At 70.2% G+C, this 20,136-nt stretch carries 16 protein-coding genes; 9 read left to right on the top strand and 7 right to left on the bottom strand.

The window, feature by feature from the left end:
• The first annotated feature begins 313 nt into the window (after positions 1-313).
• The gene (locus ACFPA8_RS13845; protein ID WP_386447615.1) at positions 314-1,321 is read left to right on the top strand and encodes an AraC family transcriptional regulator; all 1,008 of its coding nucleotides are present in this window, start codon (positions 314-316) and stop codon (positions 1,319-1,321) included.
• A 20-nt stretch (positions 1,322-1,341) separates the two neighbouring features.
• Positions 1,342-2,370, top strand: a complete 1,029-nt coding sequence (locus ACFPA8_RS13840) for a helix-turn-helix domain-containing protein (protein ID WP_386447612.1) — start codon at positions 1,342-1,344, stop codon at positions 2,368-2,370.
• Positions 2,371-2,636: 266 nt separating this feature from the next.
• On the opposite strand, the gene ACFPA8_RS13835 is transcribed toward ACFPA8_RS13840, so the two are convergent.
• Positions 2,637-2,933: a hypothetical protein gene (locus tag ACFPA8_RS13835; protein ID WP_386447609.1), complete on the bottom strand. Its 297-nt coding sequence runs from the start codon at positions 2,931-2,933 to the stop codon at positions 2,637-2,639.
• Between the two features lie 326 nt (positions 2,934-3,259).
• Here ACFPA8_RS13835 and ACFPA8_RS13830 point away from each other — a divergent pair, with 326 nt between their 5' ends.
• From ACFPA8_RS13830 to ACFPA8_RS13820, 3 genes are all read left to right on the top strand, one after another.
• Positions 3,260-3,823, top strand: coding sequence for a snapalysin family zinc-dependent metalloprotease (locus ACFPA8_RS13830; protein WP_386447606.1), 564 nt, complete (start codon positions 3,260-3,262; stop codon positions 3,821-3,823).
• Positions 3,824-4,730: 907 nt separating this feature from the next.
• Positions 4,731-6,134, top strand: a complete 1,404-nt coding sequence (locus ACFPA8_RS13825) for a salicylate synthase (protein WP_386447603.1) — start codon at positions 4,731-4,733, stop codon at positions 6,132-6,134.
• 329 nt (positions 6,135-6,463) lie between these two features.
• Complete coding sequence (locus ACFPA8_RS13820) at positions 6,464-7,381, top strand: hypothetical protein (protein WP_386447600.1); 918 nt, start codon at positions 6,464-6,466, stop codon at positions 7,379-7,381.
• A gap of 161 nt (positions 7,382-7,542) precedes the next feature.
• Here ACFPA8_RS13820 and ACFPA8_RS13815 read toward each other — a convergent pair whose 3' ends face one another.
• A complete protein-coding gene (locus ACFPA8_RS13815; RefSeq protein ID WP_386447597.1) occupies positions 7,543-8,241 on the bottom strand; it encodes a histone deacetylase in 699 nt (232 codons plus the stop codon).
• Positions 8,242-8,751: 510 nt separating this feature from the next.
• Here ACFPA8_RS13815 and ACFPA8_RS13810 point away from each other — a divergent pair.
• Positions 8,752-11,163, top strand: a complete 2,412-nt coding sequence (locus tag ACFPA8_RS13810; protein ID WP_386447594.1) for an ATP-binding SpoIIE family protein phosphatase — start codon at positions 8,752-8,754, stop codon at positions 11,161-11,163.
• Between the two features lie 115 nt (positions 11,164-11,278).
• On the opposite strand, the gene ACFPA8_RS13805 is transcribed toward ACFPA8_RS13810, so the two are convergent.
• Complete coding sequence (locus tag ACFPA8_RS13805) at positions 11,279-11,581, bottom strand: hypothetical protein (protein WP_386447591.1); 303 nt, start codon at positions 11,579-11,581, stop codon at positions 11,279-11,281.
• A 592-nt stretch (positions 11,582-12,173) separates the two neighbouring features.
• Between ACFPA8_RS13805 and ACFPA8_RS13800 the strand changes: the two genes are divergently transcribed.
• Complete coding sequence (locus ACFPA8_RS13800) at positions 12,174-14,081, top strand: LamG-like jellyroll fold domain-containing protein (RefSeq protein ID WP_386447588.1); 1,908 nt, start codon at positions 12,174-12,176, stop codon at positions 14,079-14,081.
• A gap of 149 nt (positions 14,082-14,230) precedes the next feature.
• On the opposite strand, the gene ACFPA8_RS13795 is transcribed toward ACFPA8_RS13800, so the two are convergent.
• Together ACFPA8_RS13795 and ACFPA8_RS13790 are read right to left on the bottom strand one after the other, a co-directional pair.
• The gene (locus ACFPA8_RS13795; protein ID WP_386447585.1) at positions 14,231-14,953 is read right to left on the bottom strand and encodes a GAF and ANTAR domain-containing protein; all 723 of its coding nucleotides are present in this window, start codon (positions 14,951-14,953) and stop codon (positions 14,231-14,233) included.
• Positions 14,954-15,036: 83 nt separating this feature from the next.
• The gene (locus ACFPA8_RS13790; RefSeq protein WP_386447582.1) at positions 15,037-15,687 is read right to left on the bottom strand and encodes an ANTAR domain-containing protein; all 651 of its coding nucleotides are present in this window, start codon (positions 15,685-15,687) and stop codon (positions 15,037-15,039) included.
• 312 nt (positions 15,688-15,999) lie between these two features.
• Here ACFPA8_RS13790 and ACFPA8_RS13785 point away from each other — a divergent pair, with 312 nt between their 5' ends.
• Positions 16,000-16,377: a VOC family protein gene (locus ACFPA8_RS13785; protein WP_386447579.1), complete on the top strand. Its 378-nt coding sequence runs from the start codon at positions 16,000-16,002 to the stop codon at positions 16,375-16,377.
• A gap of 278 nt (positions 16,378-16,655) precedes the next feature.
• Here ACFPA8_RS13785 and ACFPA8_RS13780 read toward each other — a convergent pair whose 3' ends face one another.
• A complete protein-coding gene (locus ACFPA8_RS13780; protein WP_386447577.1) occupies positions 16,656-17,018 on the bottom strand; it encodes a hypothetical protein in 363 nt (120 codons plus the stop codon).
• Between the two features lie 436 nt (positions 17,019-17,454).
• On the opposite strand from ACFPA8_RS13780, the gene ACFPA8_RS13775 reads away from it, so the two are divergent.
• Positions 17,455-18,759 carry a phospholipase D-like domain-containing protein gene (locus tag ACFPA8_RS13775; protein ID WP_386447574.1) on the top strand — a complete coding sequence of 435 codons (1,305 nt, stop codon included), beginning with the start codon at positions 17,455-17,457 and terminating at the stop codon, positions 18,757-18,759.
• A gap of 445 nt (positions 18,760-19,204) precedes the next feature.
• Here ACFPA8_RS13775 and ACFPA8_RS13770 read toward each other — a convergent pair whose 3' ends face one another.
• On the bottom strand, positions 19,205-20,128 hold the full coding sequence (locus tag ACFPA8_RS13770; protein ID WP_465270236.1) for a GbsR/MarR family transcriptional regulator: 924 nt from the start codon (positions 20,126-20,128) through the stop codon (positions 19,205-19,207).
• Between the last annotated feature and the right edge of the window lie 8 nt (positions 20,129-20,136).

Raw genomic sequence — 20,136 nt, 5'->3', positions numbered from 1 at the left:
AGCTTCGGTCCAGGACGAGTCACACCCAACCAACGCCAAAACTCCGACTCAGGTCACTAGGCCGGGGCGGTCGCAGGAATCCGAGGCCGCCGGGCCAGGGACCGCAGTCCCTCCTGAAGAGCCGCCCGCGATGCCGCCGTCCTGACATGGCACCACCCCTCAGCCCCCTCGCACCAGCAGGTTTCCGTACCTGCTCGCTGCGCGGTCCACCCGGTCCCGGTCGGCCCGGCGCGCCTGGAACGAGCCGGTCCGAGGCCGTGCTCCGGGCGCGACCGTCATCGCGGGAGCGAGGAGTACGGTCGGAAGAAGGACTGTGAGATCCATCCACCACCCGGTGGAGGCAGTGATGACGGACAACCCCGAGCAGCGGCTCCGGGTGGAGCACTTCGAGTTCGGTACCTCGGATCCGGCGACGGCGGAATGCGTGACGAAGGAGATGTACGGCGAGTGCCGGCAGAGTCCCGGCTCCGCGGAGGGCTTCACCTTCAGCTTCCGCCGTACGAACGCGGGCGGCATGAGTCTCGACCACCTCGTCCACACGATGGACACGAGGGCCGACTTCACCGTCCACGGAAAGCTGATGTTCGTCTTCGTCACCGGTGGGATCTTCAGTATCGCCTCGGACGGCCAGGAGACCCGGCTGAGGATCGGTGACACGGCGCTCTACCCGGCCGAAGTGCCCATCCGGCTCGGCTGGGACCGCCTCCGCGCGGAGATCCTCTGCGTGCCCGAGGAGGCCGTGGACAGGGCGGTCGCCGAGCACGACGGCGACAGCGAGGTGCGCTTCCTCGGTACGAGGCCGGTCTCCCCGGAGATGGACAGGTTCTGGCGGTCCACGGTCGGGTTCGTCAGCCACCAGCTGGAGACGCCCGACAGCCCCCTCTGCTCACCGCTGGTCCGGGCACAGACGCTCAGCCTGCTCGGCGCCGCAGCCGTCAGGGCGTTCCCGAACACGACGATGACCGCCGACTACCGGCCCGGTCCCGGCCAGGCCTCCTCGGCAGCCGTCCGTCAAGCTGTCGACTTCATCGACGCGCACGCCGACCAGCCGATCACGCCGGACGACATCGCGGCAGCGGCAGCCACGACGCTCGAGGCGCTCGAGGCCGCCTTCACCCGGCATCACGGCACCTCCCCGCTCGGCTACCTGCGTCGGGTCCGTCTGGAACGCGCTCACCGGGACCTCCAGTCGACCGACCCCACGACCGGGGCGACGGTCCCCCACATCGCGACCCGCTGGGGTTTTCCCCAGTCCGGTGCCTTCGCTGCCCGCTACCACGACGTGTACGGGCGGCCACCCGGCCACACCCTGCACACCTGATCGCCCCGGTGCGAGAGCTCATGGACACCACCACCGCGGCCGGGGCCGTCCCCGGGACGCAAGCACAGCAGCAGCGCGTGTTCGAGACCTCCCATCTCGACGTCGCCCGCGAATTCCTGATCGCGGCCTTGGGCACCAGCCTGCGGATGAAGGGCACGGAGCAGAGCAGGCTCATGAGGCACGCGCGTTTCGACTTCGGCTCGTTCTGCGTCGACGATGTGACGCTGCCCCTGGAGACCGGCTTCGACGTCGATCCGCTGGGGTGCCTCGCGGTCGTCGAGCCGAGGACCGGCTGGGTCGAGCACCGGTGGGACGGCGGCAGCGGACGTGCCGGGCCGGGCGAGATCGCCGCGCTCTCCCCTCCGGACAGACCCTTCACCGCATTGACGCACCAGCTGGACTTCGGCTCCATCGTGCTCGGGCAGACCGTCCTCGGGCACAACGCACTCCTCGCCGAGGGCCAGTCGCCCGACTCCCTCCGCTTCACCGGCATGCGGCCCGCCTCGGCCGGGCTCGCGAACCGGTGGCGCGACACCGTCGCACATGTGCGGGACGTCCTGGCCGCCCGTCCCGACGCGATGCGCGAACCCCTCGTCGTCGGGGAAATGGCGCGCTGCCTCGCGGAGAGCGCGCTGGCCACGTTCCCCAACACAGGTGCTCCGGAGCCCACTTCGAGAGACGGCAGTGACGCGACGCCGGGCGCCGTCCGCCGAGCGGTCGCGTTCATCGAGGAGCACGCGCACACCGACATCACGGTCACCGACATCGCCGGGGCGGCCCGGGTGAGCCCTTATGCGCTGCGGACCGCGTTCGCCCGTCACCACGCCCGCAGCCCGCTCGGCTGCATGCGCGGTGTCCGGCTGGACCGTGCGCACTTCGACCTGCTCGGGGCCGACGCCGACGCCGACGCCGACGCCGACACCGACGCCAACAACAGGGCGACGGTCGCGGCCGTCGCCGCGAGGTGGGGGTTCCCCGAACCGGGCAGGTTCGCGGCCTTCTACCGCGACGTGTACGGCGTAAGCCCGTACGACACACTCGCGCTCTGACGGCTCGCGTGCCCTCGCCTCGCCGGCCGGGTATGCCGCGCCCCGTCCCCGGCCGCAGCCATACGCAGGGCACCTCCGCACGCCTTCCGCACGCCTTCCGCACGAGCTGCGCGAGCGTCCGGTCGGCGGGGAGCCGACTGCCGGGCCCGGCGGGGGAGTTGAGGGTGCTCCGAGCGTGTGAGGGAGTCTCCGGCTGCTTGTCGTCCTGTCCGGCCGACCCGGGTTGCGGACGGGTTCAGCTCGCCGCGCGAAGGGTCGCGTCCGCCTCAGTCCGTGGCTGTGCCGGAGTCGTCCTTGTCGGGGCGGGCCGCTGCGTCGCCGTGGAACTGCGCGTCGACGGCGTTCGCCGCTCCGAGGGCTGTGAGGACCCAGTCGTCGTCCCGTGGACGGAGCCGGGCGGCCTCGCGGTGGGCGAGCGCCGCTTCCAATTCGTCGAGTGCGGTCTCGAGTTGGGCGCTGTCCGTTCCGGCTGCCGCGATGCGAACGCGCTGCCGGGCTTCCTGCACCCCCTGGTCCGCGTCCGCGTACAGGGCGTCGGGTTCAGACTTCTCCGGATCAACCATGTTTCCGAGCCTACGGTTCCCGCGCAGCGGTCCGTCGCGCCGGGTTCCTTCAAGGCCGAAGAGGGGCGGCGCCGGGCCGGAACGGTGTGCGACGAACCGAGCCAGGCCGCCCCAAAGCGGCTCTGACGCCCCGTCATGTCCAGGGGACGCGCGCGTTCACGGCCGGGGCGGAGCGAACCTGGGCCCGCAACGAGGCGTACCCGCGCGACGCCTCGTTGTGGCAAACCGCCGAGAATTCGCCGGAGACCGGGTTCGGAGGTTCCGCCGGGCGCTTTGGGGCATGAACACGCCAACACTGGAGCTCTGTCCCCCACCAGGAGGCTGATGTGTTGGTCCGTAATCTTGTCCGGACGGCCCTCGTCGGGCCGCTCACGGCTGTCGCTCTGCTGAGCGGCCAGGCAGTCGCCGCCCCGGCAGAAGCACCCCACGACACCGCCGCGCCGGTGGTCCTCACCTACGATGCCAGCGGTTCCGCCGAGTTCGCCGAGGCGGTGGCGGGCGGCGTGCAGGTGTGGAACGAGAGCGTCACCGGTGTCCGGCTCGAAGCCGCCGAGGCGGGCGAGCAGGCCAATGTGCGCATCGTCGCCGACGACGGCTGGCCGCGCGCCGTCACCACCAGCCTCGGCAACGGCACCGTCTACATGGGCCGCGAGGCGGTGCAGCAGGGGTACCACACCACGCGCATCGCCTCCCACGAGCTGGGGCACATCCTCGGCCTGCCCGACATCAAGCCGGGTCCGTGCTCCAGCCTGATGTCGGGATCCACCGCGGGGGTGTCCTGCACGAACCCCGACCCCGACGCCGCGGAGAAGGCCGAGGTCGAGGAGAACTTCGCCGGAGGTCTCGCGGAGACGCGGGACCGTGAACGGGCCGAGGTCGTCGTGGACTGACCGGGCCGAGCGGTATCTCGTGAGGGCTGCGGTGGCCCCGGGTGCGTCCCGTGGTCACCGCAGTCGCCTGCCGGGGACTTCCGCGGCATCGCAACCGCGCAGTCTCTGCCGCCGGACCCGTTGCCCGTACTGCATCACTCCCGGAGCGTCCGGCGGATCAGGCCGACGAAGGTGAACCGGTGCCACCCGGAGTGCCCGTCACGGATTTCCCTGACTCAAGCGTTGCTCAAGGTTTTCTCGAATCTCTCATGGTGGGAAATCGCTGCCCCGGTTCCGGGAAAAGGGACGGCCGTATCCGAGCCGTATCCGAAGTGATCCGAAGTGATCCGAGGGGTTCCACCAACTCGTGCCGGGACGAACGGCGTTGGGCCGGTTCGGCGGAGCTCCGGCACGAGTTCCCGGGAAGCGAGAAGCTTGACCGCCGCGGGCGGGAAGCACCCAAATCCGGCCCGTTGATGGGCGACTCGGCGGCGGGTAGGGTAATCGCCGGTCTGCACGGGCGTCATCGCAGCCGCAGTCATGGCATCGTCCATCAGGCCGAGGTGTCAATGTCATTCGAGCACGCACCTGCGCACCACTCCAGACGGTTATCCGGTTCTCCCAGTTCGGAACCTTTAACTCCGGAAACAGCCGCGCTCGGCAGCCGGTTATGTTCCTTGCCGGTTTCCGAGCGGACCGCGGCCGAAGGCGGAGTTCAATCCTCCGGCGCAGTTTCCCGGCCATGGCAGCCGACGCAGCCGGCCGGTCCTGCGTACCGCTACGGAATTCCGCCCGGATTCTCCGAGCTGACGCGAAATCCCCGCCGGTCCGCGTGGTGGGAATCGTCCGTCGACGCCTGGCGGAAGTCCACGCCGATGCCCCGGAGCACGGCCTCACCACCGCGCCGTCAGGGCCTGAAGGGAATGCCATGAAGAGTCACTACCGCACCGCAGTGGTGGAGACCTCCGGTGAACCACTCGCCGTCGCCACCGGGCTCGCCACCTCCGGCCTCTTCGACACATACGTCGTCTACGAGGGGCCCGACGGCTGGTCGTACGCCGGCGGTGCGGCAGCCGAGATCGTGCTCGGTCCCCGCACCGTCCGGTGCACGGAGAACGGCACGACGAGGGAACGTCCATGGCGCGGAGACCCCCTGGAGCCGGTACGCGAGTTCCTGGACGGCCTGGACATCGAGGACTGGCGGGCGTACGGGTGGTCCGCCTTCGAACTCGCCTACGCCATCGCGGGCGCCGAGGCCGGAGAGCAGGTTCTCCTCCACCTCACCGTCCCGGAGACCGAGGTGACGCTGAACGGCTCCCGCGCAGTGTTACGGAGCATGAGCAGCGACGCCCTGGCCTCCGTCGAGGCGGTCATGTCCCGGATGGACCCTGAACCGCGCATACCCGCGCGGACGGCGCATGCGCGGCTGGAGTCGGGCGGCCCGGCGTATTGCGAGGGTGTCGAGGCCGGTGTCCGGGACATCCGCGACGGCCGGTTCCAGAAGGTCGTCCTCTCACGGGTGGTGCCGGTGGAAGGCGAGATCGACTTCGCCGCCACGTACATGGCGGGCCGTCGCGCGAACACGCCTGCCCGGTCGTTCCTCATGTCGATGGCCGGCATGCGGGCCCTCGGTTTCAGTCCGGAGACCGTCGTGGAGATCTCGGCCGGCGGCCGCGTGACCAGCCAGCCGCTCGCCGGTACTCGTGCACTGACCGGCGACCCCGCAACGGACGCACAGCTGCGGGAAGAACTGCTGGCGGACCCCAAGGAACTGCACGAGCACGCCATTTCCGTGAAGGTCGCCGTGGACGAGCTGGGCGGGCCGTGCAAGCCCGAGACGGTGGTGGTGGAGGAGTACATGACGGTCAAGTGCCGGGGTACCGTCCAGCACTTGGCTTCCAGGGTCGCCGGGCAGCTCCCGGAGGGAGGCAGCCCCTGGGACGCGTTCGCGGCCGTCTTCCCCGCCGTCACCGCGTCCGGCGTCCCCAAGCGGCCCTCGTACGAGGCGATCCGCGGGTACGAGTCGCAGCCGCGCGGTCCCTACGCCGGAACAGTGATGACGGTGGGTCAGGACGGTTCGATGGATGCCGCTCTGGTGCTGCGCAGCCTGTTCTCCCGTGGGGGCGAGACCTGGCTGCGCGCCGGTGCGGGCGTGGTCGGGAACTCCCGGCCGGCACGCGAACTGGAAGAGACAGTCGAGAAGTTGAGCAGTGTGTCAAGGCATCTGGTGCCCAGGGGAAGCTCCGGTCCGCCGGGAGGACCGCCGGCCGGGCAGGTGACCGTACCGAAGCAGAGGCGTCCACGGCGCGCCGGTGCGCAGGAGCAGAGCTGACGCCGGCCGGTCCGGCCGTGTCCCCGTGACTCCGGGGCCCTCATCCACTTCCGTGCTGCTCGCCGCGGCAAGATCGCATCCGACCGTGATCAACCGTGGCCGTGGCCGGGACAGAGGGACGGGCGGAGTGCACACCTCAACACAGAATCTTCGTACATACGGCCGAGAACCAGTTACCTTCTGTGGAACACCCGTGCGCCGGCGCCGACGCACGGAACGGCACCGCTAAGAGACGTCGCGACGACAGGGACGAACGGATGCGGCGGTCCGGCCGGCCTCCGGGCCTTCCGGCAGGACGCGGCACCCGTTTCCATTGAGGAGGACCGCCCGTGGCAGCACAGAAGTGCTCCAGGTGCGGGGCACGCATCCAGGTGGACGACTCTTCGAGATGCCCGTGCGCGCTCACTGCCGTGGAAGAGGTCGACGCGATATTCGACGCCTACCGGCCGCGTGAGAACGACGCTCCCTCCCAGGACGCCGGGGAAGCCTCCTCCGAGGACGTCGAGGAAGCCCCCTCACCGCACCCCGGGGAAGCGGCGTCCGAGCACACCGACGATCCTGCATCCGAAGATCCGGAAGAAGCCCCGTCCGGACACACAGAGGAAACTCCGCCGGAGCACGCCGGGGAAGCCGCGTCCCTGCACACCGAAGAGGCCGCGCCAGGTGAGCCGGCTCCGGGCCCCGGCCACCCGCACGATCCTCCCCGTACGGGACGTCGGGGCAAGCGGGTCGCGCTCGGCCTCGGTGCGGCAGCGACGCTGGGGACCGTCGTCTTCACGGTCGGCGCCATGAACTCGGGCCAGATGCCTCATGACGGTGAGCCGGTGCCGGCGTCGACCGACCGGGACATTGCCCCGCCCGGGCCGATGGAGGGGGCCGACGTGTCCCCGCCCGGCAAACCGCCCGCAACAGGTACGTCGTCGGAGCCTGCGGACGGCGACAGGCCGGAGGGCGGCGCCGTCGAGGACGGCGGGAAGCACACCGGCTCGCAGCCCCCCGCCCGGGACGAGGACTCCTCCCCGCCGGGAGAGGCGTCAGGCGGAACCTCACACGGTGGCGGGTCGTCCGAGCCCGGCACTGCGGGCGGAGGGTCCGCGGGATCGTCCGGCGGTGCGGACGGGGGCGAGGACGGTACGTCGTCGAGCTCCGGCGGCTCCGAGGGAAACGGCGGCTCGGACGGCGGTGGGGAGCACGACGACTCGGGCGGGCTGCTGGGCGGTCTGCTCGGGGGGATCTTCGGCGGTTAGGGCACGTCGTTTGGATCTTCGCGGGCTCGCGACGCCCGGCCCGCCCATCTGCTGCGTTGTCGGAGTCGCCCGAGTACGCCCAGTACGAGGGCGATCCTCCGCCTGGCATCTGGACGCACCGGACGCCGCTCGCCGACCCACGAAGATCCAAACGGCGCACCCTAGCCGGCGTCGCGGGCCGGGTCCGCGTTCACCTCGGACGTCGTCAGCAGTTCGGCCACGGCTTCAGCGGTCCAGCAGCCGGCCGCTCCGGGGCGTGACGTGAGGTACGCGGCGATGCGCTCGGCGGGCCACGCGTGCGCCTCCGCCAGTCCCGAGGCGAGCTGCCACAGATAGGCGGCGGCCGGAGGGTTCCAGGAGACGTCGTCGCGTCCCCAGGGAGCCGTGAAGGTCAGAACGGGGTGTCCCTCGAGCAGTCCCGGGCAGATCAACGTCTCGTACCTGCCCGTCCCCATCTCGGCTCTTCCCGTGGCGAGCACCCTGCTCAGGTCCAGGTCATGGCCCGGTTCCCTGTGCATCTCCTGAGCGGCGATGTCGGAGAACTGCCCGGCGGTGAGGAGATACGCCCGCGCCGCGGTCTCACCGGCGCCGTCGGGGTCGTAGAAGGCGAGGCCGCCGGTCCATGTCGGCGATTCCAGGGCGAAGTAGAGCTCGCCCGGCAGCATGACCGGCACTGTCCGCTCGGGTTGCCGGGAGTCGCGGCACCCCGGGCAGGTGCGCCGCGCTCCGGGCGGTCTGCCGCCGGTCAGGTAGAAGCCGAGTCGCGAAAGATGCATGTTGGAGCCGAAGGCCGCGTACCAGACACGTTCCGGAGTCGCGAACTGCCGCTCCAGGGGTCCGAGTTGCCGGGGGATCCTCATTCGCACCATTCCGGAGGGACGTCGTGGGGGCGGTGACCGGACTGCCTGTTCCGGCGGGACGGCACCACCGGCAGGGGAACAGCATGCCAGCCCCCCTGAGTCCGCGCTGTGGCGTGCCGGACACCGGCTCCTGTCAGCCGCTCCCGGACGTGCACGGCGAGGGACCGCTGAGCTCCCGTGGTCTCTGGACGGAGATCCGGCGGCCGGTCGCCGCGTACTGATCGCTCGCCAGAGTCCCTCGCCGCCGCCCGCCCTCGTCCCCGGCGCGGTCCCCGCGTGCGGTCAGCCTGAGGCGGTCACACACGGCTCCGGCGCCCGCCGTCTCGACCCGCTCGACGCCCCGACCCGCCCGCCGTCTCGACCTGCTCGACGCCCCCAGCCGGCCGTGACCACGCGCTACGGGGCCTTCACCGACGATCCCGCGCGTGCGCTGCGCTGTCCGGCCGTCCGGTGGTGAGACCGGCTCGGGCGCGACCCGAGGGACAATGGATGCGTGGATCGGAGAAAGCCATGGCAACCACCTCTCACCGACCTGGAAGAGGACTGGGATTCTGTCTCCCCTACACAGCAACCGTCGTACTCGACGGTGCGGGGACAGTGACGGGCTGGTCACAGGAAGCCAATGACCTGCTGGGGCACACCGCCCCAGAGGTGACGGGGAAGCCCTTCACCGACCTCGTGACCGCTCCGGAGCCCCGCGGCGCGCTGCCCGTGGAGGGCTTCACACGGCTGCGTCACAGGGACGGCACGGAACGCGAGGTGGCTCTCCGCGTCACTCCGCTCGACGGCGACGGCGACGGCGAGGGCGACGGCGAGACCGGCTGGATCGTGCTCGCCACGCCCGCCGAGACCGCCGACCAGTGCGAGCAGGGCGTCGCGATCCGCCGCGCCCTCGCCGCGCAGCCCGAGCAGCGGGGGATGGCCGTCCATGATCTGGACCTGAACGTCCTGAGCACCAACGTTCCTCCCGGGGCGCCCGACCTCGGCGGAGTGCTGTACGGACCGGACGCCGAGGTCTTCCGTGCCGTGCTGCGCGAGGCGACCGCGACCGGCCGTCCGGTCTTCGACAGGGAGGCGGCACTGCGTACCGACGGCCGGCGCCGCACCGTCTCCCAGAGCGTCCTGCCCCTGGCGGATGTGCACGGCGACCGGAGCGGCGTGCTGTCCTTCTGGCGTGACACCACCGAGCAGGCACGTATGCGCAAGCATCTCGACCTGCTGCGGGAGTCCGCTGCCCGGATCAGTGCCACCCTGGACGTCCGCCAGGTCGCACAGGATCTCGCGGACATCCTCGTTCCGGGACTCGGGGATCTCGCCACGGTGGAACTCGCGGAATCCGTCCTGGCCGGCGACGACCCGCCCAAGGCCCGCGGATGGGACCGCCAGCACCTCGTCCGCGTCGCAGGGGCCTCCAACGGGCCCTGGCCGGAGGGACTTCTCACGCCCGGCACCCCGTGCCCCCCGCTCGCCGACGACGAGAACCTGCGCACCGTCCAGGGCGGAGAAGCCGTCGTCACCGACCGCCGGGGCGGCATCAACGCCGTCGGCGAGGCGCAGCAGCGGTTGTTCGTCCCGCCCGGCGGCCACTCGCTCGCCATCGCCCCCATCAAGGCCCGGGGCATCGGTCTCGGTCTCGTCGCGGTCTGGCGTACCGACCAGGCCGATCCCATCACCGAGGACGAGCGGGTGCTCCTCACGGAGATCTGCTCCCGCGCATCGATCTCGCTCGACAACGCGCGCCGCTACACCCGGGAGCACCGTTCGGCGGGCGCCCTCCAGCAGCGGCTCCTCCCGCGGCCGGCCACCAGCACCATGGCGGCCGAGACAGCCGGCAGCTACCGTCCGGCAGGCGGGGGAAACAGGGTCGGCGGCGACTGGTTCGACGCCATCCCCCTTCCCGGCGTGAGGACTGCCCTCGTGGTGGGGGACGTCACGGGTCACGGCCTGTACGCCGCCGCAGCCATGGGACGTCTGCGCACAGCCATCCAGACGCTCGCAGCCCTCGAACTCGATCCCGACGACCTTCTGCACCATGTCGACGACCTCGTCCACGACCTGGCCGCCGAGGCCGCCCCGGATCAGGGGGACACGGGCGGGGCCACCTGTCTGATCGCCGTCTGGGATCCCATCGACCGGCAGTGCACCATGGCCAGCGCAGGCCACCCGCCTCCCGTCCTCGTCACCCCCGACGGCGACGCCCGCATCCTCGACCTTCCACCCGGCCCGCCCCTCGGCGTGGGCGGTATGCCCTTCGAAAGCCACGTCGTGCACCTGGAACCGGGCAGCGTCCTCGCCCTCTACACCGACGGCCTCGTCAGCGGCGACGGCGACCTGGAACAAGGCATGCACCGGCTCCGGGACGCTCTGCAGGAACGCTGCCGCAACAACGAACCGCTGCAGGAGATCGGGCCGGTGCTCCTGCACGACCTCCTCGACGGGCGCCACCGGAACGACGACGTGGCACTCCTGCTCGCCCGCACCCGCACCATCTCTCCGTGGCACACCATGAGCTGGACGATGCCGGCCGAGGCCGCGTCGGTCGGCCGGGCGCGGTCCTCGACGACGAGACAACTCGCCGCGTGGGGCCTGGAGGAGATCGCCTTCACCGCCGAACTCGTCGTCAGCGAACTGGTCACGAACGCCATCCGCTATGCGGGCGGTCCCGTCGGACTGCGCCTCATCCGCTCCCCGCACGCCCTCATCGTCGAGGTCACCGACCCGAGCAGCACCGCGCCGCGCCTCCGCAGGGCGCGGGAGACCGACGAAGGCGGACGGGGTCTGTGGCTCGTCGCGCAGATGACCACCCGCTGGGGCAGCCGGTACAGCAGGGACGGCAACAAGACGATCTGGACCGAGCAGCCGCTGTCCCCGGAGCAGCCGCTGTCCCCCGAGTCGCTGGCCGTGCCTTTCGAGACGGCTTGACCGTTCGGGGCCGAGGCATCCGGGGGCGGGGAGGGGCCGTCGGCTGACGGCACGACTCAGGGACCGGGCCAGCGGGCCCGGTCCCTGAATTCGGCGGTGACGCCGGTCTGGCGATTTAGATTACGGGTGCCGCCGCGAGCACACCGGTTCCGAGGCCCCCGACGGCGGTGCCGGCGGTGTTGGTGTTCTCTTCGTTGCCGATGCCGCAGATCTGCTGGGTGGCGCTGGCGTCGGCGTCGCCGCCGTCGCTGCCCGCCGTGGTGACGGTGCCCTCGACGTTCAGGTTGAAGTCGGTGCTGCTGGCGTCCTGCTCGCAGTTGACCGTCGGGAGCTCCTGGGCGGTCGCAACACCGGCACCGAGCATGCTGACGCTGCCGACCATGGCGGCCACTACGACAGCTTCGCGAAGCTTGCGCATCACATCTCCACTTCTGAGGGGGGTTGGATCGCGATCAGAGGGATCGCGGGAGGCACGATCAGAAGCTATTGACAAGAAGCATCGCGTTCGTGCCGCAACACGCCATTTCGCCCGCTTTGCTCTCGGCGATCACGCCCACAACGCACTCGCGCCGGGCGGTGACGCGGCCTTCGGGCGGGGCGTGGCCGGCTGGGGGTGAGCAACCGGCGTCCCGACCACGAGAGGCAGAACGACTCGATCTGCCACAGGGTGTACGGCTACGTCGGATTCGCCCCCGGCGCTGTCCGGAGGCGACGGTGCGTGTGATCGGACTGCCTCGTGGACGGACGCCGACGGGACGAACCGACACCACTCGCCACCAACCCACTCACCGGCGGAAAGACCTTTGGCCCAAGGCTGCGCCGACTATGGCGCTCGCGGCTCGTTTGCGCTGGACTTGGCGGCGACCGCCCATGACATCGACGCGGATCCCCGGCGTCGAACCCGCACGCGAAGCATTCGTCTCGTGACCGAGCCGCCCCGTGACCCTCTTGCCTCGCGACGCAGACGCCGTGAACCGCCGGGAGCCGACAGGGGGAAACGGATGGATTGCGTGAACCTCTCGGACGCTGAGCTTCTCCGCCTCGTACGGGCACGAGGAGAGACCTCCGTCTCCGCGCTCCATGAGCTCGAGCAGCGTCACTTCCCCGCCGTACGGGCCTTCGCGGCCGTCAGTGCCGTCCACCCGCACGCCGCCGGTGAACTGGCCTACCGGGCGTGGCAGGCGGCGCTGCGCCAGCAGGTGGACGGCGGCGCGGGCGGTGCCGTACGTCCCTGTGCGCTCTCCTGGGTCCTGCGGACAGCTTCCGGGTGGGCGCGAGGGAACCACCGCGTCGCGTTGAACCCGCAACTGGCCGCCTGGGCCGACGCAACCGGCGCGATGATGCCGGGGGACAGTGCCGCAGCCGGAAGCCCCTTCTCCCTCGCCGCCCGCGCCTTCGCCGGTCTTCCGTACCACAGCCAGACGATCCTGTGGCACCAGACGGTCGAGGGCGACGACAGCGCGCTGACCGGGCGGCTGACGGGTACGGGCCCCGGTGAGGTGTCCCTGCTCCTCCGCCGTGCGCTGGAAGAGTTCTACAGCTCGTACGTCCAGGTCCTCCGGGACGGCATGCACGACGAATGCCTTCGCTACCACCGGCTGGTGCTGGCCTACGCGGATACGAGGTCCGCCAACATCGCCACCGAGGTCGCGCCGCACCTGGAGCGATGCGCTCGCTGCTCCGGGGCCGTCGCCGACCTCGGGAGTGTGCGATACGACTGCGGCGCGCTGCTCGCGCAAGCGCTGCTGCCGTGGGGCGGTCCGAAGCACGCCGCCCGTGGTGTGAACGAGGACGTCACCCGCGTGAGCCTCATGCCCGGGGCGGACATGACGGGCACCGCGGCGACCGGTGCTCTGCCGGCCGGCGGCTGGACGTCCGAGGGTCCGATGCCCGCGTACCCGGGGGCCGGAAGCCAGGGGTTCGCAGGCCAGGCGACCGGCAAGGGGCGGCATGCGGCCCTTGCGGCGGGGGCCACCGGCAGCGCGCGCACGAACGGCAGGCGACGCGCCGACCTGGTCGTTCGGTGCACCGCGCTCGCCGGCGTCTGCACCGTCGGGGCGGCCTTCGCCTTCGGCTTCGTCGGGGGCTCCACCACGGGGAATCCGCAGAGCAAGGGGCCGTCACTGTCGGCCAAGGAAGAGCCGGCTCCGGTCAAGACTCCCAGCCCTTCCCGTGCGACGGCCACGGCGAAGTCCACCTCGCAGCCCCCTCCGAAGCCCTCCAAGACCCAGGCGCCCTCGCCCGAGCCCAGCAAGACCCGGCCTTCGCCCCCGTCCGTCGGCAACGCCGCGGTGCAGTGGCTGTTCAACAAGGCCGACGGCCCGAGCGTGACGCCCGACAGTTCGGGCAACGGCAAGGACGGCTCGCTCTTCGGCGCGTCCCGTCCAAGACCCGTGAACGGGGTACTGCCGCTCGACGGGAGCCAGTTCGTGGCGTCGCAGGGTCCCCTGGTCGACACGAGCAGCAGCTTCTCCGTATCGGCTCAGGTCAAGCTGAACCGCACGGACGTCTCGCAGACTGTGGTGAGCCAGGACTCGTCGGAGGCCAGCGCCTTCATGCTCCGGTACGACGCGGACGAGTCCCATTGGGAGATGCGGATCCCGGAGCGGGACGCGGAGGACGCGGAGGCGGAGGCGGACGAGGCCGCCTCGGAGTCCGGGGTGAGGGCCGGCGAACCGACCCACCTGACGGGTGTCTACGACGACGCCGCCGACGAGGTCCGCCTGTACGTCGACGGCCGTCTCGCCCAAACCGTCGCGCGCGAGAGCGACTTCGCGTCGTCGGAGAGGTTCATCGTGGGCCGCGGGCTGTCGGACAACAAGTTCTTCCAGGGCCTCGACGGGACCGTCGACGACGTACAGGCCTTCGGGAAGGCCATCTCCTCGGCGGAGGCGAGATCGCTGGCACAGAAGTCCTGACGGCCCCGGTCCGGATTGCCGTCGCCCTCCTGCCGGCCCGGACCGCGCGTCTCCTGAGCGGTTCGCGGGCCCCCGGCATGAGCTCACCGTCCACCCGACGGCTCAGCGCGTACCGGGCGGCGGCGCGGTGCAGTCGTGGCCGACTGCTGTCATCGACTGTCGCCCGCCAGCGCGGAGAACAGCGCTTCGTCGCCCTCCGTGATCCGGCGCGCGACGACGGACAGCCGCTCGTCATGGGCCCGTGCGTGATCCCGCATCACCGTGAACGCTACATCGATCGGCATCCGCAGCCGCGCGGACAGGACCCCCTTGGCCTGCTCGATCGTGACCCTGCTTGTCAGGGCGTTGTGCAACTGGCCCGCAAGGATCTCCCCCTCCCGGAGACTGCGCTGGGACAGGACGCTGAGCGTGGAGATGTCCGCCAGGGCCTGACCCACGTGCATGTCCGCGTCGCTCAGCGTGCGGGACTCGCTGTGGACGAGGTTCAGGGTGCCGATGATCTCGCCCCGCAGACGCAGCGGGAGTGCGTGGAGGGAGGCGAACCCGGCTTCGCCCGCCGCTTCCCTGAGACGCGGCCAGCGCGGATCGTCGAGATCGGCGTTGATCACCGGTTGCCCTGTGCGGAAACACTCCACGCTGGGCCCGGCCTCGCTCTGTGACTCGAACATGTCCAGCAGAGGGGCGTGTTCCGAGGAGGCCGCGGCCGGCCGCAGCCGGCCGTGCTGGTCGCCGAGCATGAGTCCGGCGGCCTGTACGTCCAGCAGTTCCACACAGCGGTGGGCCAGGGTGTGCAGGAGATCGATGACGTCGAAGTCGTCGACGAGGGTGTCCGCCAACTCCACGAACACCGTGACCAGTCGTTGTTCACGCATCGTGAGTCTTCCTCCAGTCGCGCTCTCCTCCGCCGGGCGGGAGGAGCAGCCTTGTCCGTTGGCCGGTGTGTGGGTCGGGTGCCTCAAAGGCAGTCGTTGAAGTCCAGCCGGTTCGCCACGACGTCCGCAGCGACTTCATCGATGGAACGGTTGCTGCCGAAAGCGTGGCCCCGCAGGCGGACCAGTGCCTCGTCCAGGCCGACGCCCAGCTGTGCGGCGATCATCCCGGTGGCCTGGTGCACTGAGGTACGCAGGACGACGAACTCGCCGTCAAAACCGAGGCGTAGCAGCATCGAGGTCAGCACGTCGGCGAGGACGAGGACGTCACTGATCTGACCCGTACTCATCGAGCCAGGCGTGTCACGGTGCAGCTCCAGCACGCCGAGACGGATCGCCCCGATCCGCAGCGGGAATGCGAACACCGCGCGCACCCCGAGCTCGCCGGCCGCGCTGGCGAAGGCAGGCCAGCGGAGTATCGGCATGTCGGCCAGATCCGGTTCGAGCACCAGAACGCCGTGCCGTGCGGCGTCGACGGAGGGGCCCTCTCCCAGCGTCAACTGAAGGGTTCCCAGCGCGGAGTCGGTCGCCCCGCTGGACCAGATGCTCTCGGTGGTTCCCGCCGTGGTGGTCACCACCGCGCCGAGACCGCTGACACCCGCCACGGTTGCAGCCCGGTCAGCGAGCGCCTCGGTCAGGTCGCCGTTCGAGGTGATGCGTGCCAAGACTGCCGCCATGCGCTCACTGGCCACTATCGCTCGTCTCTTGCCGGCTTCCTGATCGGACGTCGTCGTCCCGGGTTTCCACGGGACGGGACCGCAGGGGCCGCTCGCTGGCAACGGCTCCCGAGATGCGCGTGCTCCTCCGGTGCGGTCCTGCAAGTTCTGCGCCAGTGGTCCTGGCCGTAAGTCGGCGGCATGACGGTCGAGTACGCGTCGTCCACCCTAGTGCCTCCGGCACTTCGGAGGGCAGCCGAGAGGGCATACCAGGGATCCGGTGGGCCGTCGAGACGATGTGCACAGTGCGTCCCGGGGTGCGATGCTCATTCCATGCATCGGAGCCGCTTGCAGGTCGTCCTGATCGACTCTCCCCCTGATGTCGCAGAGGCGGGGATCGCATTCTGGGGGGCAGTGCTGGGGCGAGAGCCGCAGCCGGAGCGGGGGACGCCGTTCACGGTGCTGGCGCCGCTCGGGGCCGGACAGGTGCTGGCGCACCAGCGTCTGGAAGAAGGACCTCCGCGCATCCACCTCGACATCGAGACAGACGACACGGACGCCGAGGTGGCTCGTGTCGAGGGACTCGGTGCCAGGAAGCTGAGTGAGCAGGAGGACGGCTGCGTACAGCTTCAAGATCCGACGGGACTCGTCTTCTGCGTGGTGCCGGTGCAGAGCCCCGACTTCGACGATTACGCGAACACGTGGCCCTGATCGGGCCGGCAGCGCGGTGTCCTTCTCGCCGTTCAGGATGAGCACGGGAGCCGCCGCAACATGACGCATCGCACCCGCGTCGAAGCGGCCCAGCACCGGGCTCAGGCGCCGGACAGGGTGCGGAAGGCGCGGCCGGAGCGGATGGTCGCCTCAGCCGTCTCGGGGAGGATCGCGCACCGCGTCGGTTCCCCGCCCCCGCGGGACCGGTTTGCCGGATCATGACGATCACGGGGTCCATCGTGTCACTGGGGGCGGGGCGTCCGGGACGGCGGAACCGCTCAGAAACAGGGCCGGACGAAGAAGACGATGTCCAGGTCCACGGTGCCGGTCGATCCCGCGGGAATCATCCAGCGGGTGGTGCCGGTCCCGTCGTAGAACTTCGCCGTCGTCCCGGCGGCCATGTTGTTCTCGACCGTGCCGGTGCCCTGCCCGTGGAAGTCGAACAGCCCGCACTCGGAGAAGTCGTGCAGCACGCTGCCCTCCCATACGCACAGGTGGCCGGCGGCACACGCCGCCCGCTCGGCGGAAGCGGCACGGGCGGACACCGGTGCGGCCGACGCGGTGCCGGCCAGAGCCGTTCCGGCGAATAACGCCGTCACCGAGGCGGTGACCGCCAGACCCCGTCGCAGAGACTTCGTCACTGTTACCCCTTTTTTTTGGCTCACGGAGGATGAGAGGTGCACCTGAACGGAGCCGCCCTCACGTCGGCGGGGGCGGCCCGCGCTCAGTGTGGCAGCGGAGCGGGGCGGGATGAAGTACGCCTCGATCTCCCGTCAGTGCCCTGTCAGTTCCGTGCAGTTCCGTGCACATCGGGACCCCTCCGGGCCGACTCGGGCTTCGCGGGCGGTGCGGCTCTTTCCAGGGGCAAGTGCTATGTCACGGTTCGGATCGTCCTGCAACCATTCGAAGTTCTCACATGTCGCAAGTTGGTACATGAGCCAACCAACTTGATGCCGTGGGAGTTTCCTTGTCGTTCCACTTATATCCGCCACCTTCCTGGCCTCAGCCCCCCAAGTCCGGTGGTCCTGTTGCGGCGGCCCGGCTCTTCATCGTCAACAGCCCGGCGAAAGGCCGCTCATGAAGCGAACGTTCACGTTGCTCACCGCGCTGGTCGTCACCGTGCTGTCGCTGACTCCAGCGCACGCCGCGGTCAAGAAGGCCAAGGCCCCGCTCAGTTGCGAGCACCGGACCTTCACCTCCAGCCCGGGCCCGCGCTTCAACGACCCTGAGGACCCGGCCGCCCAGATGAAGGTCATGGGCCCGATCATCGAGTCCATCAACAGCGCCAGTTGCGGGCAGACCATCCGCGTCGCCATGTACTCGATCAGCAGCGCACATCCGGGCCCGGAATTCGCCGACGCCCTGATCGCCGCACACCAGCGCGGCGTCATCGTCAAGGCGCTGATGGACGTCCACAGCGACAACGCGATCTGGCAGTCGATGGTCACCGAGTTGGGCAACGACCCGCGAGCCTCCAGCTTCGCAGCGCTGTGCCCGGGCGGCTGCCTGACCCACTTCGGCGGTTCCTCCCTGCACGCGAAGTACTACATGCTCAGCGGCGGGAACGATGCGAACAGGACGGTGACCGTCAGCAGCGCCAACCCCACCGGCGCCCAGGTCAGCACCGCGTGGAACAGCAGCGCCACGGTCAAGGGCAACGTCGCCCTGTACAACTCCTTCGTCCGCTACTTCACCGCCATGGCCAGGGGGGCGCTCAACGGTCCGGGCCCGCTGGCGCCCGACTACTACAACTCCACCAGCGCCACGGCCGCCAGGAAACTGTCCCCGCCCTCCTACCAGTGGCCCAAGGCCCGCGCGAGAAGCGACACCTGGGTCGACTTCCTGAGCAACATCAAGGCGCCGGCCACGATCAACATCGCCATGTTCCAGTGGACCTCTCACGGGGAGCCGGGCGACCGGAACTATCTGGAGCTGCCGAAGAAGCTGGTGAGCCTGGCACGTACCGGCGTCAAGATCCACATTCTGCTCACCGCCGGAATGGTCGATGACAGCGTGCAGAACTACCTCAAGAACCGGCCGAACATCGACGTGCACGACACCACCCGCAGTACCGACGCGAACGGCTACGCCCGGCACTACACGCACGACAAGTACATGATGGTCAGCGGCAATTACGCCGGTACCGCCAACTCCAGGCTTGTGTTCGTCGGTTCCTCGAACTGGACGAGCAACGGCGTCTGGCACAACGACGAGGCGGACCTGAAGCTGGTCGGCCGGTCCAGCTACGACACGTTCATGGCGGACTGGCGGAAGCAGTACGACCGCTGCTGCGGGACCGCAGGGCGGCAGTCGATCGCCGAAGAGCGCGCCGAGAATACGGCGCGGGAGATTCCGGTCGACCCGAGGCAGGCCCGGGAATAGGCATTCCCGGTCCGGACGGTGACAGTGAGCAGGTGTCCGGACGTTGAAGAAGCTCCTGGTAGGCGGGTTCACGACCAAGATCGCCTGCCCACCAGGAGCTTCCGCGTGCTAGGGCACGTCGTTTGGATCTTCGCGGGCTCGCGACGCCCGGCCCGCCCATCTGCTGCGTTGTCGGAGTCGCCCGAGTACGCCCAGTACGAGGGCGATCCTCCGCCTGGCATCTGGACGCACCGGACGCCGCTCACCGACCCACGAAGATCCAAACGACGCACCCTAACCCACCCAGCCGGCGTCGATGTGGCGTAAGCCCGCCTGTGAAACCGGGGCCGAGCACCGGGGGCCTGCCTGCGTACGGCTTGGGCTATGCCCCTGGCGCGCCGGACAGGCTCAAGGGTCCGTCCTCGAACGGACATCGACGTCGACGTGCCGGTGCGACTCGCGTGGCTCACTTCCTGAGCGCTTCGCGTTGTGCCGGGCTGAGGCGGTCCGGTCTCGTGGTGTGGGTGTAGGTCTCGGGCCCGACGACCCGCAGGGCAAGCGGATCGGCGATGGCCGGCCGATGCCGGATCGCGTCCAGGGCGGTGGTGGCGCGGTCCCGTGACCAGTCGAGTCCGGCAGCCAGCGCGTCCAGGGTGAGTGGTCGGCGGGCGTGCACGAGGGCGGCGAGCACGGTCAGCGCGTCGTACACGACGCTCTCGGCAAGGGTGCTGCCGCTCATCTGTTCGCTGAGCAGGGCGAAGAACCGGCCCATCTTGCCGAGCCGCGCGCCGGCGGTCGTGTCGGCACCGAAGATCTCGATGCCCCGCTGTGCCGCGGTCGCGATCTCGCCGTGCGCGCCGGTGTCGGCCTTCCACGCCCGGAGCCAGACGTCGTCGTCGATGACGTACCGCTCGCGGCGCCCGCCGGGATCCGGCTGGCGCAGGACCAACTCCATGGCTTCGAGAGAGGCGATGGACTTGGATACCGACGCCGGGCTGACCTGTAGTCGGCGTACCAGGTCTGCTGCCGTCAGGCCGCCGGCGTCAGCGGTGAGCAGGCAGGCGAACACCCGGGCAGTCATGCGGGGCAGGCCGGTCGCGGCCAGCAGGGTTGCGAACTCGTCCACGAAGCCGCGCATCAGCTCGGTCGGCTGTCCGTCGGTCGCCGGTTCGGCGGGCCGAGTCGGCTTGCGCCGGCGAGCACGGTGACGGGCGGTCTCCTGCGCGTGGTCGGCCAGGTACGCGCTGGGCGCGCCGTTGCGTGTCACCTCGCGGCTGATTGTGGACGTCGGCCTGCCGAGTCGTCGTCCGATCTCGGCGTACCCGAGCCCGTCGGCCAGCCAGGCCGCGATCAGCCGGCGGTCCTCGTGGGTCAACCTGCCTCCTGGCACCGGCGCAC

The sequence above is a fragment of the Streptomyces ovatisporus genome, assembly GCF_042653885.1.
Lineage (GTDB): Bacteria > Actinomycetota > Actinomycetes > Streptomycetales > Streptomycetaceae > Streptomyces > Streptomyces ovatisporus.
The sequence above is the reverse complement of the archived record's forward strand: the minus strand, read 5'-3'. Positions and strand labels throughout refer to the sequence as shown.

What these genes read in the sequence shown, in the direction of transcription:
- ACFPA8_RS13805 (WP_386447591.1), bottom strand. Translation starts at nt 11,581, where the DNA reads ATGCGCAAGCTTCGCGAAGCTGTCGTAGTGGCCGCCATGGTCGGCAGC.
- ACFPA8_RS13815 (WP_386447597.1), bottom strand. Translation starts at nt 8,241, where the DNA reads ATGAGGATCCCCCGGCAACTCGGACCCCTGGAGCGGCAGTTCGCGACT.
- ACFPA8_RS13775 (WP_386447574.1), top strand. Translation starts at nt 17,455, where the DNA reads ATGAAGCGAACGTTCACGTTGCTCACCGCGCTGGTCGTCACCGTGCTG.
- ACFPA8_RS13825 (WP_386447603.1), top strand. Translation starts at nt 4,731, where the DNA reads ATGAAGAGTCACTACCGCACCGCAGTGGTGGAGACCTCCGGTGAACCA.
- ACFPA8_RS13790 (WP_386447582.1), bottom strand. Translation starts at nt 15,687, where the DNA reads ATGGCGGCAGTCTTGGCACGCATCACCTCGAACGGCGACCTGACCGAG.
- ACFPA8_RS13785 (WP_386447579.1), top strand. Translation starts at nt 16,000, where the DNA reads ATGCATCGGAGCCGCTTGCAGGTCGTCCTGATCGACTCTCCCCCTGAT.
- ACFPA8_RS13835 (WP_386447609.1), bottom strand. Translation starts at nt 2,933, where the DNA reads ATGGTTGATCCGGAGAAGTCTGAACCCGACGCCCTGTACGCGGACGCG.
- ACFPA8_RS13840 (WP_386447612.1), top strand. Translation starts at nt 1,342, where the DNA reads ATGGACACCACCACCGCGGCCGGGGCCGTCCCCGGGACGCAAGCACAG.
- ACFPA8_RS13810 (WP_386447594.1), top strand. Translation starts at nt 8,752, where the DNA reads ATGGCAACCACCTCTCACCGACCTGGAAGAGGACTGGGATTCTGTCTC.
- ACFPA8_RS13795 (WP_386447585.1), bottom strand. Translation starts at nt 14,953, where the DNA reads ATGCGTGAACAACGACTGGTCACGGTGTTCGTGGAGTTGGCGGACACC.